Below are 15,687 nucleotides of genomic sequence, written 5' to 3'. Positions count from 1 at the left end.
GTAGCCCCGCTCTTTTTCAAGAGGGGTGTCAGATTAAGTCGAGACTTCTACAGATCAGCATTCACCTGGCGGGCTCCGTCCAGGTTGATGCCGATGAGCTTGCACCCCTTCTCTATCGCTACCTGTATCTCCCAACGCACGTATTTGTGTTTCGAACGCGTGTCCCTGCCAATCAGCAGTGCGAAGGTGCCGGCCATATCAATCCTTTCCCGGCATTTGCGCTTGATGTAATCCTCGTCTTCCGAGTTCAACGCCATGTTCAACTGGCAGTCGGCGAAATCAAAATCGATCCGAGTGTTTTTCTTCCACGCCCCCATCAGTTCATACATGTGTCGGTCTGTGCTGCTGAAGCCGACGAATGTTCTGGGCAACCCCATTTCGCTGTTCCTTTCTTGAAGTCGTTGGTTGAGCATTGTCGATAACCTCAAACGGTCAGTGCTGAGACGGGGCCACCGCTGCGAGCCGTTTCTCTCGGGTTGCTAACACGTGACTTTTGCCCGCCTGATAAGTATCAACCTCCCATTGAGCAATGAAGGCTCCCATAAAATGATTCTCGAACGTCTCGGCTTGCGTGGCGTCTCCGACCGCAAAATAGCAGTTGGCCAAAGTCGCATACACCCAGCGTCTGTCGCTGCGTTCAATGAAATCGGGAGACTCCAGCACAGGCAACAGAATCCTCAAAATCGCTTCACGGATTTTCTGCGCGCACATGAAGTCGAACATTCTCTCCGCGTCTTCTGTTTGTATTTGCGCTCGAAACTCGAAGCACAGCGCAAGGTTTTCGCCGTTGTAATAGTCACGCTTGACCTCAAAGCCTCGGCGATAAAAAGCAATGGCGGAGTCAAGTGAAGCTCTATCACCCTCAAGCAGCCAGATTCGCTTGACGATCGCTCCCGCAATGCCAACAGTCTCGGGGTCATTCGAGCTTTCAGGATTGAGGGGGCTAAGCACTTCCATGGCAGCTCGCAGCGCGGCGAGCTCATTAGGAATCTTTGACTTATAGGTGCTCAGTGCAAGCTTTTGCAAAATATCAGGCTCACCAGGCTTCATATCCCTTGCAGCAGCAAACTCTACGCTGGCAGCATGATGTTGACTCTGCCGCATCAACTTTTCACCTTCGCGCATGTGATGAAAAAGTCGTTGTTGAGCGGCTTCTGCTTCATCGACCAACTCTTCAAACTCTTCATCCGACATACTCGGCGAGCGCAACCTGGGCAGGAACGTATAAACTGGACTGTCGATAGCCTGGGCGGCCATCACGGCCTCAATCAGGTTACCCAGGGCCTCCGTGGCGCGCCGCGCCTCACGTGCAAGAATGTCCTCACCAAAATGCGAATACTGGAAAGTGCTGATGTGATTGAGGTCAAAGTACAGCTTGCCCTTGTCCTCGCTCATGACGATGGTCGAATTCGGTCTCAGCGCGTGACGTACTCCCAGTTCGTAGACGGCGTTTACGTTTCCCGTGGAAATATCGGCGATGACCAGATCAGCCCTGAGCAGCAGGTCGTACATTTTTACGTCGATAAGTCCCGACTGCATGATCTCGTCAGCCCGAACGCAGCGTAAGCCGCGGCTGGTGACAGCGGGCTCGATAATCGTTTCGTACGTTGCATTCAGGTCGAGCGTGCGACCAGACTCATACTCGGTTTTCTTGCCATACCCCATCACGACAAAGCATAACTTCATCACAGCGATCTCTTACTCGCAAAAATGTTTGATCAAAATCGCGGCTGTCTATCGATCCTGTTCGAGCACAAGCTAAGCCCATGCAAGGCTCATTGATGAGCCCTCGAAAGATATGAAGCAACCACGAATTCGATCTCCGGCAAAAGGGCAAATCTGAATCGTGCGACGCACATAGAGCATTGTTTTGAGGTCTGTCAGGCCAACGGCGGCTAAGGCAGACAACGGGGCTATCCCTACCATCTGGCGGATGATTTTTAGATTATTGGTTGATCATCAATGCTGGCCAAAACGCCTGGTTAATTACAAGACTGACCGCTTGGTTCGAGTTCTTCTTAACCCCGTCCATGAGCGCTTTGTTGTAGCTAAAATCATAAATAAACTTAGGATCGTCCGAGTTGATTCGAATGCCCAGGAATCCATACCAAAGCAGCAGATCTACCGCGCGACTCGCCTTCTGCTGATCAAGCCCAGACTTAAGGAGAGTATCCATCACCTGCTGCTCAGAAAGGTCGGCGGATGATGCGACGAAAGCGTAGAGAAGGCCTTCAGTCTCATCGGACACGTCCTGAAGCTCGTAGCCAATATCGCGCAGCAGATCCGCTGAATAGGCCGCGATGCCTTTCTCAATGTCGCTGCCTTCGATAATCTCGTGGTTGAGGTTGATGGCAAAGCTCTTGCAATGATTGATCAGATTCAAGAGAAAGCGTGGTCTCATCAAGGAACGCTCTATCAGAAACTGAGACGTTTCCTCGCCCTTGTAATGGCTTACAAAAAGCCGCAGCCAGGCCGACTTGAAGTCCAGGTCTTCTTCAAGACCGTTGGACACGATTCGCAAACGAACGAGCTCGCGTAACAAGTCAGAATCCGTCCAATCCAGCACCACACTGGCTTCCTTGCCGCGGTCAGACGTCTCCTTGACCAGCAGCTCGTAGACGTCGTTGCGTAGGAACACTACCGAGCGCACCTTGATGTTGTCGCTGCTGAACTGACGTTCAATTTTTCGCGTAGCGTCGATCAAAGCTCTGACCATAAGCAGGTCTTCATGCTTCAGTCCGGACGTTGGCCAGCCATTATCAATATTGTCGAAGAGAAGCCATAGCACCTGCTTGTTCTCAAGGTAACGTCCCAGCTTTTGTTTGAGTTGCTTTACGTCATGCTTGTACAGGAGTTCGGTCACTTCGAATGAGCTCAGATTGACGCTTTTGGTTGAACCGTACTTGGATTGGTATTCGGAGTAGATTTTCTCCATGAGCATCGACATGCGCTCAGAAAAATCGCCTTCTGAATCGTAATCTTCTCCCCGATACAGCTCGGCGAGCTCGCGATAGCCTTCATACAGCCTATGATCATGGATGTGACGCTGTTTGTCTTTTTCCAAAATCTTGTAGCAAATTTCCAGCAGTAGCACGTACTCCCAAAACGCCGTGATTGTGTGCTGGTAGGTGCCTTCGGAAAGAAACTGAAGGATGCGTTCTTTGAATTTGATGAGTTTGTAGCCGTCTGGCTTCAAATCCAAAACGATATTCTTGTTACGGTTTTTGTCGCGCTCGGCATCCCTGATTTGAAGAAAGATGGCTGATTTTCCAGAACCCTTACGACCGACGACCAAATGCGCCTCGCCACGCAACGATTTCAGAAACTGATCGGTCTCCAGATAATAACGTTCGAGATCCCGCATTTCGTTCTCGGCAGATGTCGCGCCGAGGTTGAGTTTTTTGATAAATGACCGCTCGGGTTTCGCGCCAGAAGCCTCAAGCTGCTGAAACGCTTGGGTCACATCGGACGCAAACACCTCAATGGCGCGGTTAACATCATTCGGATGGTAGGTAACCTGGACAAAGTCTCGATAATCCACTGGGACCGGCTCATCGCCTGACTGAAGAATGCACATCGCCTTGCCCATGCCATCGGCCAAACCAGCAATGAAGGCGGCTCGCATGTTGTGGATGGCCGCTCCTGTCGCCCCAGTAGATAGCAACGGAACCACAACTCCATAGGATTGTGCGACCTGATTGATCGCGTCATAGGCCGAAAGCCTGGGAGTTTCGTTTGGATCAAAGTTACGGAAGATGAAGCCGCCCTTTTTGATTCTCGAGATGATGCGGGTCGACCAGTCGGTTTTGTGCGGTGTATCCAACAAATAAACCGGTGCCTTGAGATTGAGCGCAGCAGACACGTCAATCGATTTCCAGGCTGACGCGTTGTTCAAGAAACCGCTCAGCTCAGGCGAGTTCTGGTATTCCTGAAACCCAAGGGTGTCAAAAATACCGACATCGGAAATTTTCAACCCCTGCGACTGGAGGCTTTTGTTTTTGACAAGCAGAACGCGCTTTGATTTACCAAGGGCGTAGCCAATTTCATACGTGACGTTGAAATTTAGCTCACTGATGTCAGCAACCAGGAAATCGGCTGCATCAATACTTGCCAGCACTTCGTCAGAGATGAAGTGACCGACGATGTCCAAGGCCCTCCAGGTAGACACAACCGTTTTCGTATTGGTTCTTGAGCTGGTAGCAACAGCACTCTCAATGGTTTGCCCTATCTCGGCAGGCGTTGACGCGTAAGCAAAAAAGCCAATGACGTCCTTCATATCCTTTCCCTGAAATAACAACCGGTTGTTCTCGTGTCTTCAGGATAACGACCACCATGCCGATGGTAAATGGCTATCAGTATGCCCATCACATGCTAGAGCTAGGATCAAGACCACTAGTTGGTGTCGAAGGCCCCCGGATCGTACACGTAGCCTGGCTTCCAGGCAGTCATAGGTTCAGCGACCACCTCTCTTGGGCTATAGATCTCGGCCGCTTGCTTTGCGTCTCCACGACAGAGATGAATCACATCTTTCGCCTGCTGCTTGGCTTTGCATTACGGCGGGATCTTCTCCCACAAGATTGCGCCCATGCTGGGCGCACCGAAAAAGGACCCGAAGTTCCTGATTTCAACTAACGCCCACGTTGCTGCTTATGCCAAAGCTGTCGCTAGCTCACAGCCCTTGAGATACCAAAGCTACCTAGATCTAGAATATCCGTGGGAGTAAATGTGGGAGTATTTTTTCAGACATGAAAAAGCCCAACCTGTGAAGATTGGGCTAAGTCATTGAAAAATATGGTCGGGACGGAGTGATTCGAACACTCGACCCCTAGCACCCCATGCTAGTGCGCTACCGGACTGCGCTACGCCCCGACTAGGCGTGAAACTGGGTTCGCTTCGTAACGAAGCGATCAGGAATATACCGCAAGCATTTGAAATGTGGAAGTATTTTAAAGGCTTGTTTCACTTCTTCAAAACCACCAGTACATCTTCCAGTTCACAGATCATCTGGCGGATCAGTTGCTTGTATTGGGTGGTGTCGTCTTTGGCCTCATCACCGGACATACGCTGGCGTGCGCCGCTGATGGTGAACCCCTGGTCGTACAGCAACGCGCGGATCTGTCGGATCATCAGCACATCCTGGCGCTGATAATACCGACGGTTCCCGGTGCGTTTGACGGGGTTGAGTTGAGGAAACTCCTGCTCCCAATAGCGCAGCACGTGCGGTTTTACCGCACACAGCTCGCTGACTTCACCAATGGTGAAGTAGCGTTTGCCTGGGATGACGGGTAGCTCGTCGTTATGACTTGGTTCCAGCATAAGCCTCAACTCGGGCCTTCAACTTCTGCCCTGGACGAAAGGTGACCACACGGCGAGCCGTGATCGGGATTTCTTCTCCCGTTTTTGGATTGCGGCCAGGCCGCTGGCGTTTGTCCCGCAGGTCAAAATTGCCGAAACCGGACAATTTGACCTGTTCGTTGTCTTCCAGAGCGTGCCTGATTTCTTCAAAAAACAACTCGACCAATTCCTTGGCCTCGCGCTTGTTCAGACCCAACTCTTCGTACAGACGTTCCGCCATCTCAGCTTTCGTCAAAGCCCCCATACGTCACTTCCTTAACGTGGCGTTCAACCTTTGTTCGAGCGAGGTGAGGATATTTTGCGTCGTGGTATTCACCTCATCGTCATTAAGAGTGCGCGATGGATGCTGCCAGGTCAAGCCAACTGCAAGGCTTTTTCTATGCGGATCAATGCCTTTACCCTGATAAACGTCAAATAGCCTGAGGTCTGTCAGCCATTCGCCCGCATTTTCACGGATTACTTCCAGCACAGCGCTGGCCGCTACATCACGATCCGCCACCAAGGCCAGGTCACGGCGCACTTCCGGAAAGCGCGACAGTTCGCTGAATTTAGGCATCTTGCCCGTAGCGACTTCAGCCAATACCAGTTCAAAGACGAAGACCGGACGGTCAAGACCGAGGGTTTTCGACAGCTCAGGGTGGATAGCCCCCACAAAACCGACCAGGCGACCTTCACGCTCGATGCGCGCAGTCTGGCCTGGGTGCAGCGCCGGATGGCTACCAGGAACAAACGCGAAGGCATCCAGTGCGCCGGCAAAGCCCAGCACCGCTTCAACGTCGGCCTTGACGTCAAAGAAGTCCACTGGATCGCGGCCCTGTGCCCAGCCTTCCGGCAGACGGCTGCCGCAGACCACACCGGCCAACATCGGCTCTTGCTTCAGACCGTCCAGTTGGCCGACAAAGCGCAGGCCGCTTTCGAACATGCGTACGCGGTCCTGCTGGCGATTGAGGTTGTGGGAAAGCGCTTTCACCAGACCTGGCCACAGGGACGAACGCATGGCCGCCATGTCATTGGAGATCGGGTTGGCCAACAGCAACGGCTCGACGCCCGGGCTGAACAGTTCGAACTGCTTGGGATCGATGAAGCTGTAGGTCACCGCTTCCTGATAACCACGAGCGACCAACAGACGACGCAGCTCCGGCAGGTGCGCACGGGCTTCGGTCTTTGGCTGAGGGGCCAGGCGCGCTTGCGGATAACGAACCGGCAGGCGGTTGTAGCCGTACAGGCGCGCCAGCTCTTCGATCAGGTCGACTTCAAGGCTGATATCGAAGCGATGGCTTGGCACTTCTACACGCCACTGCCCTGCCCCATCAGCGCTGATACCCAGGCCAAGGCCGGTCAACAGGCGAACAATTTCCGCTTCTTCAATCACCAGGCCGAGCATTTGCTCAACGCGCTGGGCGCGCAGCGTCACCGGTGCAATCGACGGCAAGTGCTGCTCGCTGACGGTCTCGGTGATCGGGCCGGCTTCACCGCCAGTAATTTCCAGCAGCAGGCCAGTGGCGCGCTCCATGGCTTCACGGGCCAGTTGCCAGTCCACGCCACGCTCGTAGCGGTGCGAGGCATCGGTGTGCAGGCCGTAGGAACGAGCCTTGCCTGCCACGGCAATCTGGTCGAAGAAAGCGCTTTCCAGGAATACGTCACGGGTCGTCGCGGATACGCCACTGTGCTCACCGCCCATCACACCGGCAATGGCCAGGGCGCGGGAGTGGTCAGCGATCACCAGGGTATCGCTGCGCAGGGTGACTTCCTGGCCATCAAGCAAGACCAGTTTTTCGCCTTCCTCGGCCATGCGCACACGAACCCCACCGTTGATCTCGGCAAGATCGAAGGCGTGCAGCGGCTGACCCAGCTCCAGCATCACGTAGTTGGTAATGTCGACAGCGGCATCGATGCTGCGTACGTCGGCGCGACGCAGGCGCTCGACCATCCACAGAGGGGTCGGCTTGGACAGGTCGACATTACGGATCACACGCCCCAGGTAGCGCGGGCACGCGCTTGGCGCCAGCACTTCGATGGAGCGCACTTCATCGTGCACCGCAGGCACAGCGGCAACCACTGGACGCGTGACCGGGGCGTTGTACAGCGCACCCACTTCACGGGCCAGGCCTGCCAGGGACAGGCAGTCGCCACGGTTCGGGGTCAGGTCGACTTCGATGCTGGCGTCTTCCAGGTCCAGGTAGGCACGAATGTCCTGGCCCACTGGCGCGTCGGCCGGCAGCTCCATCAAGCCATCATTGCCTTCACCCACCTGCAACTCCGCCTGGGAGCACAACATGCCGTTGGACTCGACACCGCGCAGCTTGGCTTTCTTGATCTTGAAATCACCGGGCAGTTCGGCACCAATCATCGCGAACGGAATCTTCAGGCCCGGGCGCACATTTGGCGCTCCGCATACGACCTGGAAGGTTTGCGCGCCATTGCTGACCTGGCACACACGCAGCTTGTCGGCGTCCGGGTGCTGCTCGGTGCTCAGCACCTCGCCCACGACCACGCCACTGAAAATACCGGCGGCCGGCGTAACGCTATCGACCTCAAGACCGGCCATCGACAGACGAGCAACCAGCTCATCGCGATTTACCTGCGGGCTTACCCAGCCACGCAGCCATTGTTCACTGAATTTCATCCTGCTCTCCTAAAGGTTCGTTACGACTAGCGAAATTGCGCGAGGAACCGCAAGTCGTTGTCGAAGAACAGGCGCAAGTCGTTCACGCCGTAACGCAGCATGGCCAGACGCTCGACGCCCATGCCGAAGGCAAAGCCCGAGAATTCTTCCGGGTCGATCCCGGACATGCGCAGCACGTTGGGGTGAACCATGCCGCAACCCATGACTTCCAGCCAGCCAGTCTGCTTGCAGACGCGGCAGCCTTTACCGCTGCACATCACGCATTCCATGTCGACTTCAGCGGAAGGCTCGGTGAACGGGAAGTACGATGGGCGGAAACGTACCGCCAGCTCTTTTTCGAAGAACACCCGCAGGAACTCTTCGATAGTGCCTTTGAGGTCGGCGAAATTGATGTCGCGATCAACCAGCAGGCCTTCGACCTGGTGGAACATCGGCGAGTGGGTGATATCGGAGTCGCTACGGTACACTCGGCCTGGGCAGACGATGCGGATCGGCGGCTGCTGCGATTCCATGGTGCGGACCTGTACCGGCGAGGTATGGGTGCGCAACAACATGTTCGCATTGAAATAGAAGGTGTCGTGCATCGACCGGGCCGGGTGATGGCCTGGGATGTTGAGCGCCTCGAAGTTGTGATAGTCGTCTTCGACCTCAGGGCCTTCGGCAATGCCGTAGCCGATGTGAGTGAAGAACTGCTCGATACGTTCCAGAGTCCGGGTAACCGGATGCAGACCGCCTGAGGTCTGGCCGCGGCCAGGCAGGGTCACGTCAATGGACTCGGCGGCGAGCTTGGCCGCAAGATCGGCCTCCTCGAACAACGCCTTGCGCGCATTGAGAACCTCTGTGACACGCTCCTTGGCAACGTTGATCAGCGCGCCGACTTGCGGGCGCTCTTCTGCCGGCAGATTGCCCAGGGTCTTCATCACCTGAGTCAATTCACCTTTCTTGCCAAGGTAGTGAACCCGGATTTGCTCCAGGGCATTGATATCTTCAGCGCTTTGCACAGCCTCAAGAGCTTGAGCGACCAGCGCGTCCAGGTTTTCCATGTACAGACTCCAGATACAAAATAGGGGAAGAGCTTGAAGGCTCTTCCCCTATTTATGACGTTTACCACCTTGGGCTACAGGAGTAGCCCAGGGTGACTGTCGGGGGTACTTAAGCCAAGGTGGCTTTAGCTTTCTCGACAATCGCAGCAAACACCGCTTTTTCGTTCACGGCCAGTTCAGCCAGAACCTTACGGTCGATTTCGATGGACGCTTTTTTCAGGCCAGCAATGAAACGGCTGTAGGACAGACCGTTAACACGTGCACCAGCGTTGATACGAGCGATCCACAGAGCGCGGAACTGACGTTTTTTCTGACGACGGTCACGGTAGGCGTATTGGCCTGCCTTGATTACCGCTTGCTTGGCAACACGGAATACGCGTGAACGCGCGCCGTAGTAGCCTTTAGCGAGTTTCAGAATTTTTTTGTGACGCTTACGGGCAATGACGCCACGCTTTACACGAGCCATGAGTTACTTCCTCTAGTCTTGATCCAAAAATTAACGAAGGCGCAGCATGCGCTCGACTTTTGCCACGTCAGACGGATGCAGCAAGCTGCTACCGCGCAATTGACGCTTACGCTTGGTCGACATTTTGGTCAGGATGTGGCTCTTGAAAGCGTGCTTGTGCTTGATACCGTTAGCAGTTTTCAGAAACCGCTTAGCAGCACCACTTTTAGTCTTCATCTTTGGCATGTTCGGATACTCCGCATTCAGTTGATAAACATAATCAGAAGGCCTGCCGTGCCCTATTGATTACTTCTTCTTTTTCGGGGCGATGACCATGATCAGCTGGCGTCCTTCCATCTTAGGATGCTGTTCGACGGAACCGTACTCCAGCAGGTCAGCTTCAACCCGCTTGAGGAGTTCCATACCCAGCTCCTGGTGGGCCATCTCACGGCCGCGGAATCGCAAGGATACCTTGGCCCTGTCCCCATCACTCAGGAAACGTACCAGGTTGCGCAGTTTTACCTGGTAATCCCCTTCCTCCGTCCCTGGACGAAACTTGATTTCTTTAACCTGGATCTGCTTCTGGTTTTTCTTGGCTGCAGCAATCTGCTTCTTCTTTTCGAAGATCGATTTGCCGTAGTCCATCAGCTTGCAGACAGGAGGTACAGCATCGGCGGAAATCTCCACCAAATCGAGCTTGGCTTCTTCAGCCTTAAGAAGCGCGTCTTCAATTGACACAATCCCAAGCTGCTCACCTTCAGCCCCAATTAACCGAACCTCGCGTGCCGAGATATTCTCGTTGATCGGGGCTTTCGGTGCAGCTCGTTTATCTTGTCTCATTTCACGCTTAATAATAATTACTCCGAATCTGGGCGACCACGCCGGGAAACCGCTTGCGCGAGGAACTCAGCGAACTGGGCGACGGGCATCGAGCCCAGGTCAGCACCTTCACGAGTACGCACAGCGACAGTCTGCATCTCGACTTCCCGATCTCCGATAACCAAAAGATAGGGAACCTTGAGCAAAGTATGCTCGCGGATTTTAAAGCCGATCTTTTCATTTCTCAAGTCGGACTTGGCACGAAATCCGCTTTCGTTGAGTGTTTTTTCAACTTCAGCGGCGAAATCTGCCTGTTTATCAGTGATATTCATGATCACTGCCTGGGTCGGAGCCAACCACGCAGGGAACGCGCCCTCGTAGTGCTCGATCAGGATCCCGACGAACCGTTCGAACGAGCCGAGGATCGCCCGGTGCAGCATAACCGGGTGTTTACGGCTGTTGTCTTCGGAGACGTATTCGGCTCCCAGACGGATCGGCAGGTTAAAATCGAGCTGCAGGGTACCACACTGCCAGACGCGGCCAAGGCAATCTTTCAGCGAGAACTCGATCTTCGGACCATAGAAAGCCCCCTCGCCCGGCTGCAGATCGTACGCAAGGCCCGCACTGTCCAGCGCTGCGGCCAGTGCAGATTCGGCGCGATCCCACAGTTCGTCGGAGCCAACGCGTTTTTCCGGACGAGTGGACAGTTTCATTTCGACGTCGGTAAAGCCGAAATCGCGATAAACGTCCATGGTCAGCTTGATGAACGCGGCGGATTCGGCCTGCATCTGCTCTTCGGTGCAGAAGATGTGGGCGTCGTCCTGAGTGAAGCCGCGCACGCGCATGATGCCGTGCAGCGCACCCGATGGCTCGTTACGGTGGCAGGCACCGAACTCGGCCAGGCGCATCGGCAGCTCGCGGTAGCTCTTCAGGCCCTGGTTGAACACCTGTACGTGGCACGGGCAGTTCATTGGCTTGATGGCGTAGTCGCGGTTTTCCGACTGGGTGGTGAACATGTTGTCGGCGTAGTTGGCCCAGTGCCCGGATTTCTCCCACAGGCTGCGGTCAACGACCTGGGGAGTCTTGATCTCCAGGTAACCGTTGTCGCGCTGAACCTTGCGCATGTACTGCTCAAGCACCTGGTACAGAGTCCAGCCGTTCGGGTGCCAGAACACCATGCCCGGCGCTTCTTCCTGGAGGTGGAACAGGTTCAGGCGCTTGCCGATCTTGCGGTGATCACGTTTTTCGGCTTCTTCAATGCGCTGGATGTAGGCAGCCAGCTGCTTCTTGTCAGCCCAGGCAGTGCCGTAGATCCGCTGCAGTTGCTCGTTCTTCGCGTCGCCGCGCCAGTAGGCACCGGACAGCTTGGTCAGCTTGAACGACTTGAGGAAGCGCGTGTTCGGCACGTGCGGGCCACGGCACATGTCGACATATTCTTCGTGGTAATACAGGCCCATGGCCTGTTCGTCCGGCATGTCTTCCACCAGACGCAGCTTGTAGTCCTCGCCACGGGCGGTGAACACGTCGATCACTTCGGCACGCGGGGTGACTTTCTTGATGACGTCGTAATCTTTCTCGATCAGTGCGTGCATGCGCTGTTCGATGGCCGCCAGGTCGTCCGGCGTAAAAGGACGCTCGTAGGCGATATCGTAATAGAAGCCTTCGTCGATGACCGGGCCGATCACCATCTTCGCTGTTGGGTACAGCTGCTTGACCGCATGGCCAATCAGGTGCGCGCAAGAGTGGCGAATGATCTCCAGCCCCTCTTGATCCTTGGGCGTGATGATTTGCAGGCTGGCATCGGAGGTGATCAGGTCGCTGGCGTCAACCAGCTTGCCGTCGACCTTGCCGGCCACGGTGGCCTTGGCCAAGCCTGCACCAATGGATGCGGCGACCTCGGCTACGGAAACCGGATGATCGAATGAACGTTGACTGCCGTCGGGAAGAGTAATAGTTGGCATGGCGCCTCCTCTCCTAGTGGTGACCCCTACCAAAGGTCACGTGGGTTGGGATGAGCCAGTACAAGATCCAACACCAGGCCGTTCAGTGATGAACGCCTGCCTTACAGCGGCAGGAGCCTTGCGGCCAACCGATAATCGAACCAGAGTGACTGGAGTTAAACATAAAGGAACCTGGCAAGAAAAAAGCCAGGTCGTGGATGCTAGCACAGATGAACGGTCATGGCGTGGCCCTACAGCCGGCTAACGAAAAACTCCAGGCTTTTACAGCCAAAAGTGAACTTGGGCTGTACGCCAGGCCTCAAACACACTGAAAATCGCTGTCCGTCCTATCGACCCAAGGAGCATCTCACCATGCGCAGCACCTCGATCTTCGCCCTTGCCGCTTCCCTGGCCCTGTTCTCCATTGGCGCACACGCCGCCGCGCCCTCCAACTGGCCCGCGGGTGCGCGGGACAGCTTCGTCCAGGACTGCAGCACTGCTGCCAGCCAGAACGTTGATGTCAAAACCGCCAAAGCCCATTGCGAATGCGGCGCGGACAAAATCAACGCGGAATTGAGCACGGCGGAAATCAAGGAATTGATGACCAATCAGAACGCCAGTGCGGAGCTGAAAAACAAGGCCGTCGCGGCTATTTCGTCCTGCAAGGTCGTGAAGAAAAAGTAAGCCCAGCAAGAAATCAGACCGCCAAAACGGCCTGAAAACTCGCTGAAAACTGCTATTTCTCACAATTTACATAGCTTTTATGGCTTTTTTTACCAGCTGATATTTCGCAGCAAAGCCCCGTGAACCGGGGCTTTCAGCCAATCAAGGCACTGAAGAAAACGCGTTTGATTAGCAAACAGTGCCTTGGGGGGGCTCCCAAGCCGAACATTTCGACTATGATAGCCCGGTGTGCCCAGTTGGCCTGAGCAGCACAGCACTACTGAAAATATATGTTTCTTGGAGATACACCATGTCTAATCGCCAAACCGGCACCGTTAAATGGTTCAACGATGAAAAAGGCTTCGGCTTCATCACTCCTCAAGGTGGCGGTGACGACCTGTTCGTACACTTCAAAGCTATCGAAAGCGACGGTTTCAAAAGCCTGAAAGAAGGCCAAACCGTTTCCTTCGTGGCTGAGAAAGGCCAAAAGGGTATGCAAGCTGCACAGGTTCGCGCAGAGTAATCTCTACGCCAATCAAAAAAACCCCGTCCATGTGACGGGGTTTTTTATGGGCGATGCAAAAGTGCGGTGCTATCAGCCGCAGTTGACGCGGGTAATCACCAGGTTGTCATCGGTGTTGAGGTTCAGCCGATCGGAACGGTACTCGAGGGTGATCATATCGTTAGGCTTGAGAATGCGTGCATTCTGCGCACCCGCACGGGTACGGGCCTGCTCCAGCAGTTGCGGCGAGGCTTTCTGGCCGATGGTGAACTGCGCAGCCTTCGCCTCACAACGAGTATGAGCAGACTCAGCCACGGCCGTATCTTTGGCCGGCTCAGAGGTACCCGAAGTGCTGCAACCCGCCAGGACGACTGCCGCCAACAAGGTACCGAATGATGCGAGCTTCCAAGGCATGAAGCCTCCTTTGATAAAAATGGACAGAGATCGTGCGACCGTGATTTGGCCGATTGGTTTCAGAATTGTCACAATTGGCTGTAGGCGAGTCTGCCTGACTCAGCAGCGCGGACTGATGAATCAATCGTCACCAGATATGAATGAGCGTCAGTAGATATCGATGTAGTCAAACGGCGGATTCGGCCAGTTCTGCTTCAGCGCGTTATAAATCTGCGTCACCCACACCTCATCACTGGCCGCCACGTTGCCGACATAACCAGACCCTGCCGCCCAGGTCTCCAGGCGGAACAACAGACCGTTGACCTCCATCCCTCCCACCACGCAAGAAGAGATATAGGCAATACCAGCCTTGGTCACCCGTAATTGCGTGTGCTGATCGTCACTGGCACTGGCAATCATTTGGCGAACGGCTGCCATTGTGAGGCTCTTGGGGTTGGTCAAATCGATGTGCACGCGGTTTGTCCTGGCAATTAAACAGGGCACCAGTGTCGCACAGCCCTACCCTCATGCCTAAGTAGCAGTGCCAAACACCGCGTAAAATGGTTAACTCAACAGGCCATCCCAGCCTGAGCGAGCCGCGAGAACCCGATGACCATCGTTACCATCAATGCCGATATCAAAGCCAAGTGGCCTCAAGGGCAAAGTTCCTACAGCCCAGGCAGCCCGGAAGAATTGGCAATCATCGGCATAGACCTGCTGGTCAAGGAGTTGGGCACCCAGGCCGCGCAAGCCTTTATCGGCCAGGTATTCGAGAAATACCCGGCCGACCATATGGGAGTCGAAGACCCTCTGCGCGAATAGTCACCGGCCGGCGAGCGCCGACCGGCAGGCAGCTTACTTCAGGCGTGCAAGGCGCTCGGTGAGCAGGTCAAAGAAGCCTTGGGCATTGCCATTTTCCACCCAGAACACGTTCTTGTCGTGCTTGAGGCCATCGTACCAATCGACGATGGTCTGGCCGAACGTCGGGCCTTCGCGGCTATCGACCACCATATTGGCCTGGCGCCCGGTGAACAGCTCGGGCTTGAGCAGGTAGCCGATCACGGTGGCGTCGTGCACCGGGCCACCCGTCATACCGTAGTGCTCCATATCACCTTTGACGTATTCGTTGAGAATATTGCCCACCACCTTGCTGGCGTTGTTATTCAGGTCGGCGATCTTCTTCAGGCGCGCTTCGCTGGTGAGTATCTTGTGCGTTACATCCAGCGGCAGGTAGGTCAGCTTGACGCCACTTTTAAGCACGATTTCAGCCGCCACCGGGTCGGCAAACAGGTTGAACTCGGCCACCGGCGTAATGTTGCCGCCATTGAAGTGCGCGCCACCCATGACCACCACTTCCTTGATGCCCTGGGTGATTTCCGGCGCCTGGGTCAGCGCCAGCGCCAGGTTGGTCTGCGGGCCGAGCATGGCGATGGTGATGCTATGGGGCTTGGCGGTACTCAGGGTCTTGATCAGGTAGTCGACCGCATTGCCTTCGGCCAGGCCTTTTTTCGGCTCATGCACAGTGACACCGGAAATGCCTTCCTTGCCATGGATATTCTCGGCATAGATCGGCGTGCGCAGCAGCGGCTGCGGCGCACCGGCATACACCGGAATCTCTTCACGCCCTGCCCACTCGCGCGCCAATCGCGCATTACGCGAGGTCTTGTCCAGCCGCACGTTGCCGGCCACGGTAGTCAGCGCACGAATGTTCAGCTCCTGCGGCGAGGCCATCGCAAACAGCAACGCGACCACGTCGTCGGCGCCCGGATCGGTATCAATGATCAGGTCGATTTTTTCCACCGCCTGGGCGCTTGCAGCAGTTAGCACGGACAAAAGCAGCACACTCCGAAACAGGTGTCGCAGGGTTGGGGTTCTACGTTGCATGACGCACTCCTTGTCAT

General features: G+C 55.2%; 17 protein-coding genes and 1 tRNA gene. 3 read left to right on the top strand and 15 right to left on the bottom strand.

Annotated features, from left to right (window positions below; genetic code table 11):
* Window positions 1–47: 47 nt before the first annotated feature.
* From KL786_RS22490 to thrS, 12 genes are all read right to left on the bottom strand, one after another.
* The gene (locus tag KL786_RS22490) at window positions 48–413 is read right to left on the bottom strand and encodes a TIR domain-containing protein (protein ID WP_252193818.1); all 366 of its coding nucleotides are present in this window, start codon (window positions 411–413) and stop codon (window positions 48–50) included.
* Between the two features lie 19 nt (window positions 414–432).
* Window positions 433–1,686, bottom strand: a complete 1,254-nt coding sequence (locus KL786_RS22485) for a tetratricopeptide repeat-containing protein (protein ID WP_020300933.1) — start codon at window positions 1,684–1,686, stop codon at window positions 433–435.
* A gap of 259 nt (window positions 1,687–1,945) precedes the next feature.
* Window positions 1,946–4,276: a P-loop ATPase, Sll1717 family gene (locus KL786_RS22480; RefSeq protein WP_020300934.1), complete on the bottom strand. Its 2,331-nt coding sequence runs from the start codon at window positions 4,274–4,276 to the stop codon at window positions 1,946–1,948.
* Between the two features lie 516 nt (window positions 4,277–4,792).
* Window positions 4,793–4,869, bottom strand: a tRNA-Pro gene (locus tag KL786_RS22475).
* A gap of 90 nt (window positions 4,870–4,959) precedes the next feature.
* The gene (locus KL786_RS22470) at window positions 4,960–5,316 is read right to left on the bottom strand and encodes a MerR family transcriptional regulator (RefSeq protein ID WP_032859540.1); all 357 of its coding nucleotides are present in this window, start codon (window positions 5,314–5,316) and stop codon (window positions 4,960–4,962) included.
* On the bottom strand, window positions 5,297–5,599 hold the full coding sequence (gene ihfA / locus KL786_RS22465) for an integration host factor subunit alpha (RefSeq protein ID WP_002553164.1): 303 nt from the start codon (window positions 5,597–5,599) through the stop codon (window positions 5,297–5,299). The genes KL786_RS22470 and ihfA overlap by 20 nt, the downstream gene beginning before the upstream one ends.
* Window positions 5,600–5,602: 3 nt before the next feature.
* A complete protein-coding gene (gene pheT / locus KL786_RS22460) occupies window positions 5,603–7,981 on the bottom strand; it encodes a phenylalanine--tRNA ligase subunit beta (protein WP_215518995.1) in 2,379 nt (792 codons plus the stop codon).
* Window positions 7,982–8,007: 26 nt separating this feature from the next.
* A complete protein-coding gene (gene pheS, locus KL786_RS22455) occupies window positions 8,008–9,024 on the bottom strand; it encodes a phenylalanine--tRNA ligase subunit alpha (RefSeq protein ID WP_003203624.1) in 1,017 nt (338 codons plus the stop codon).
* Between the two features lie 109 nt (window positions 9,025–9,133).
* On the bottom strand, window positions 9,134–9,490 hold the full coding sequence (gene rplT, locus KL786_RS22450; protein WP_003174975.1) for a 50S ribosomal protein L20: 357 nt from the start codon (window positions 9,488–9,490) through the stop codon (window positions 9,134–9,136).
* Window positions 9,491–9,520: 30 nt separating this feature from the next.
* Window positions 9,521–9,715 carry a 50S ribosomal protein L35 gene (gene rpmI, locus KL786_RS22445; RefSeq protein ID WP_002553160.1) on the bottom strand — a complete coding sequence of 65 codons (195 nt, stop codon included), beginning with the start codon at window positions 9,713–9,715 and terminating at the stop codon, window positions 9,521–9,523.
* A gap of 60 nt (window positions 9,716–9,775) precedes the next feature.
* A complete protein-coding gene (gene infC, locus KL786_RS22440) occupies window positions 9,776–10,327 on the bottom strand; it encodes a translation initiation factor IF-3 (protein ID WP_169851780.1) in 552 nt (183 codons plus the stop codon).
* Entirely contained in the window at window positions 10,327–12,249 is a 1,923-nt protein-coding gene (gene thrS / locus KL786_RS22435; protein ID WP_065943848.1) for a threonine--tRNA ligase, read from the bottom strand. Before thrS ends, infC begins: the two co-directional genes overlap by 1 nt.
* A gap of 351 nt (window positions 12,250–12,600) precedes the next feature.
* Between thrS and KL786_RS22430 the strand changes: the two genes are divergently transcribed.
* Both KL786_RS22430 and KL786_RS22425 read left to right on the top strand, forming a co-directional pair.
* The gene (locus tag KL786_RS22430) at window positions 12,601–12,912 is read left to right on the top strand and encodes a hypothetical protein (protein ID WP_215518994.1); all 312 of its coding nucleotides are present in this window, start codon (window positions 12,601–12,603) and stop codon (window positions 12,910–12,912) included.
* A gap of 289 nt (window positions 12,913–13,201) precedes the next feature.
* The gene (locus KL786_RS22425) at window positions 13,202–13,414 is read left to right on the top strand and encodes a cold-shock protein (RefSeq protein WP_007905882.1); all 213 of its coding nucleotides are present in this window, start codon (window positions 13,202–13,204) and stop codon (window positions 13,412–13,414) included.
* 72 nt (window positions 13,415–13,486) lie between these two features.
* Here the strand turns inward: KL786_RS22425 and KL786_RS22420 are convergent, their stop codons facing one another.
* Together KL786_RS22420 and KL786_RS22415 are read right to left on the bottom strand one after the other, a co-directional pair.
* Window positions 13,487–13,807, bottom strand: a complete 321-nt coding sequence (locus KL786_RS22420; protein WP_215518993.1) for an I78 family peptidase inhibitor — start codon at window positions 13,805–13,807, stop codon at window positions 13,487–13,489.
* A gap of 147 nt (window positions 13,808–13,954) precedes the next feature.
* Window positions 13,955–14,260 (bottom strand): hypothetical protein, encoded by a 306-nt coding sequence (locus KL786_RS22415; RefSeq protein WP_032859530.1) that lies wholly within the window; start codon window positions 14,258–14,260, stop codon window positions 13,955–13,957.
* Between the two features lie 135 nt (window positions 14,261–14,395).
* Between KL786_RS22415 and KL786_RS22410 the strand changes: the two genes are divergently transcribed.
* On the top strand, window positions 14,396–14,608 hold the full coding sequence (locus KL786_RS22410; RefSeq protein ID WP_032859528.1) for a hypothetical protein: 213 nt from the start codon (window positions 14,396–14,398) through the stop codon (window positions 14,606–14,608).
* A gap of 33 nt (window positions 14,609–14,641) precedes the next feature.
* On the opposite strand, the gene KL786_RS22405 is transcribed toward KL786_RS22410, so the two are convergent.
* Window positions 14,642–15,670 carry a nucleoside hydrolase gene (locus tag KL786_RS22405; RefSeq protein WP_215518992.1) on the bottom strand — a complete coding sequence of 343 codons (1,029 nt, stop codon included), beginning with the start codon at window positions 15,668–15,670 and terminating at the stop codon, window positions 14,642–14,644.
* Window positions 15,671–15,687: the final 17 nt, after the last annotated feature.

The sequence above is a fragment of the Pseudomonas sp. TAE6080 genome (genome assembly GCF_018732265.1).
Classification (GTDB): Bacteria; Pseudomonadota; Gammaproteobacteria; order Pseudomonadales; family Pseudomonadaceae; genus Aquipseudomonas; species Aquipseudomonas brenneri.
This window is presented reverse-complemented; position numbering and strand designations above follow the sequence as displayed.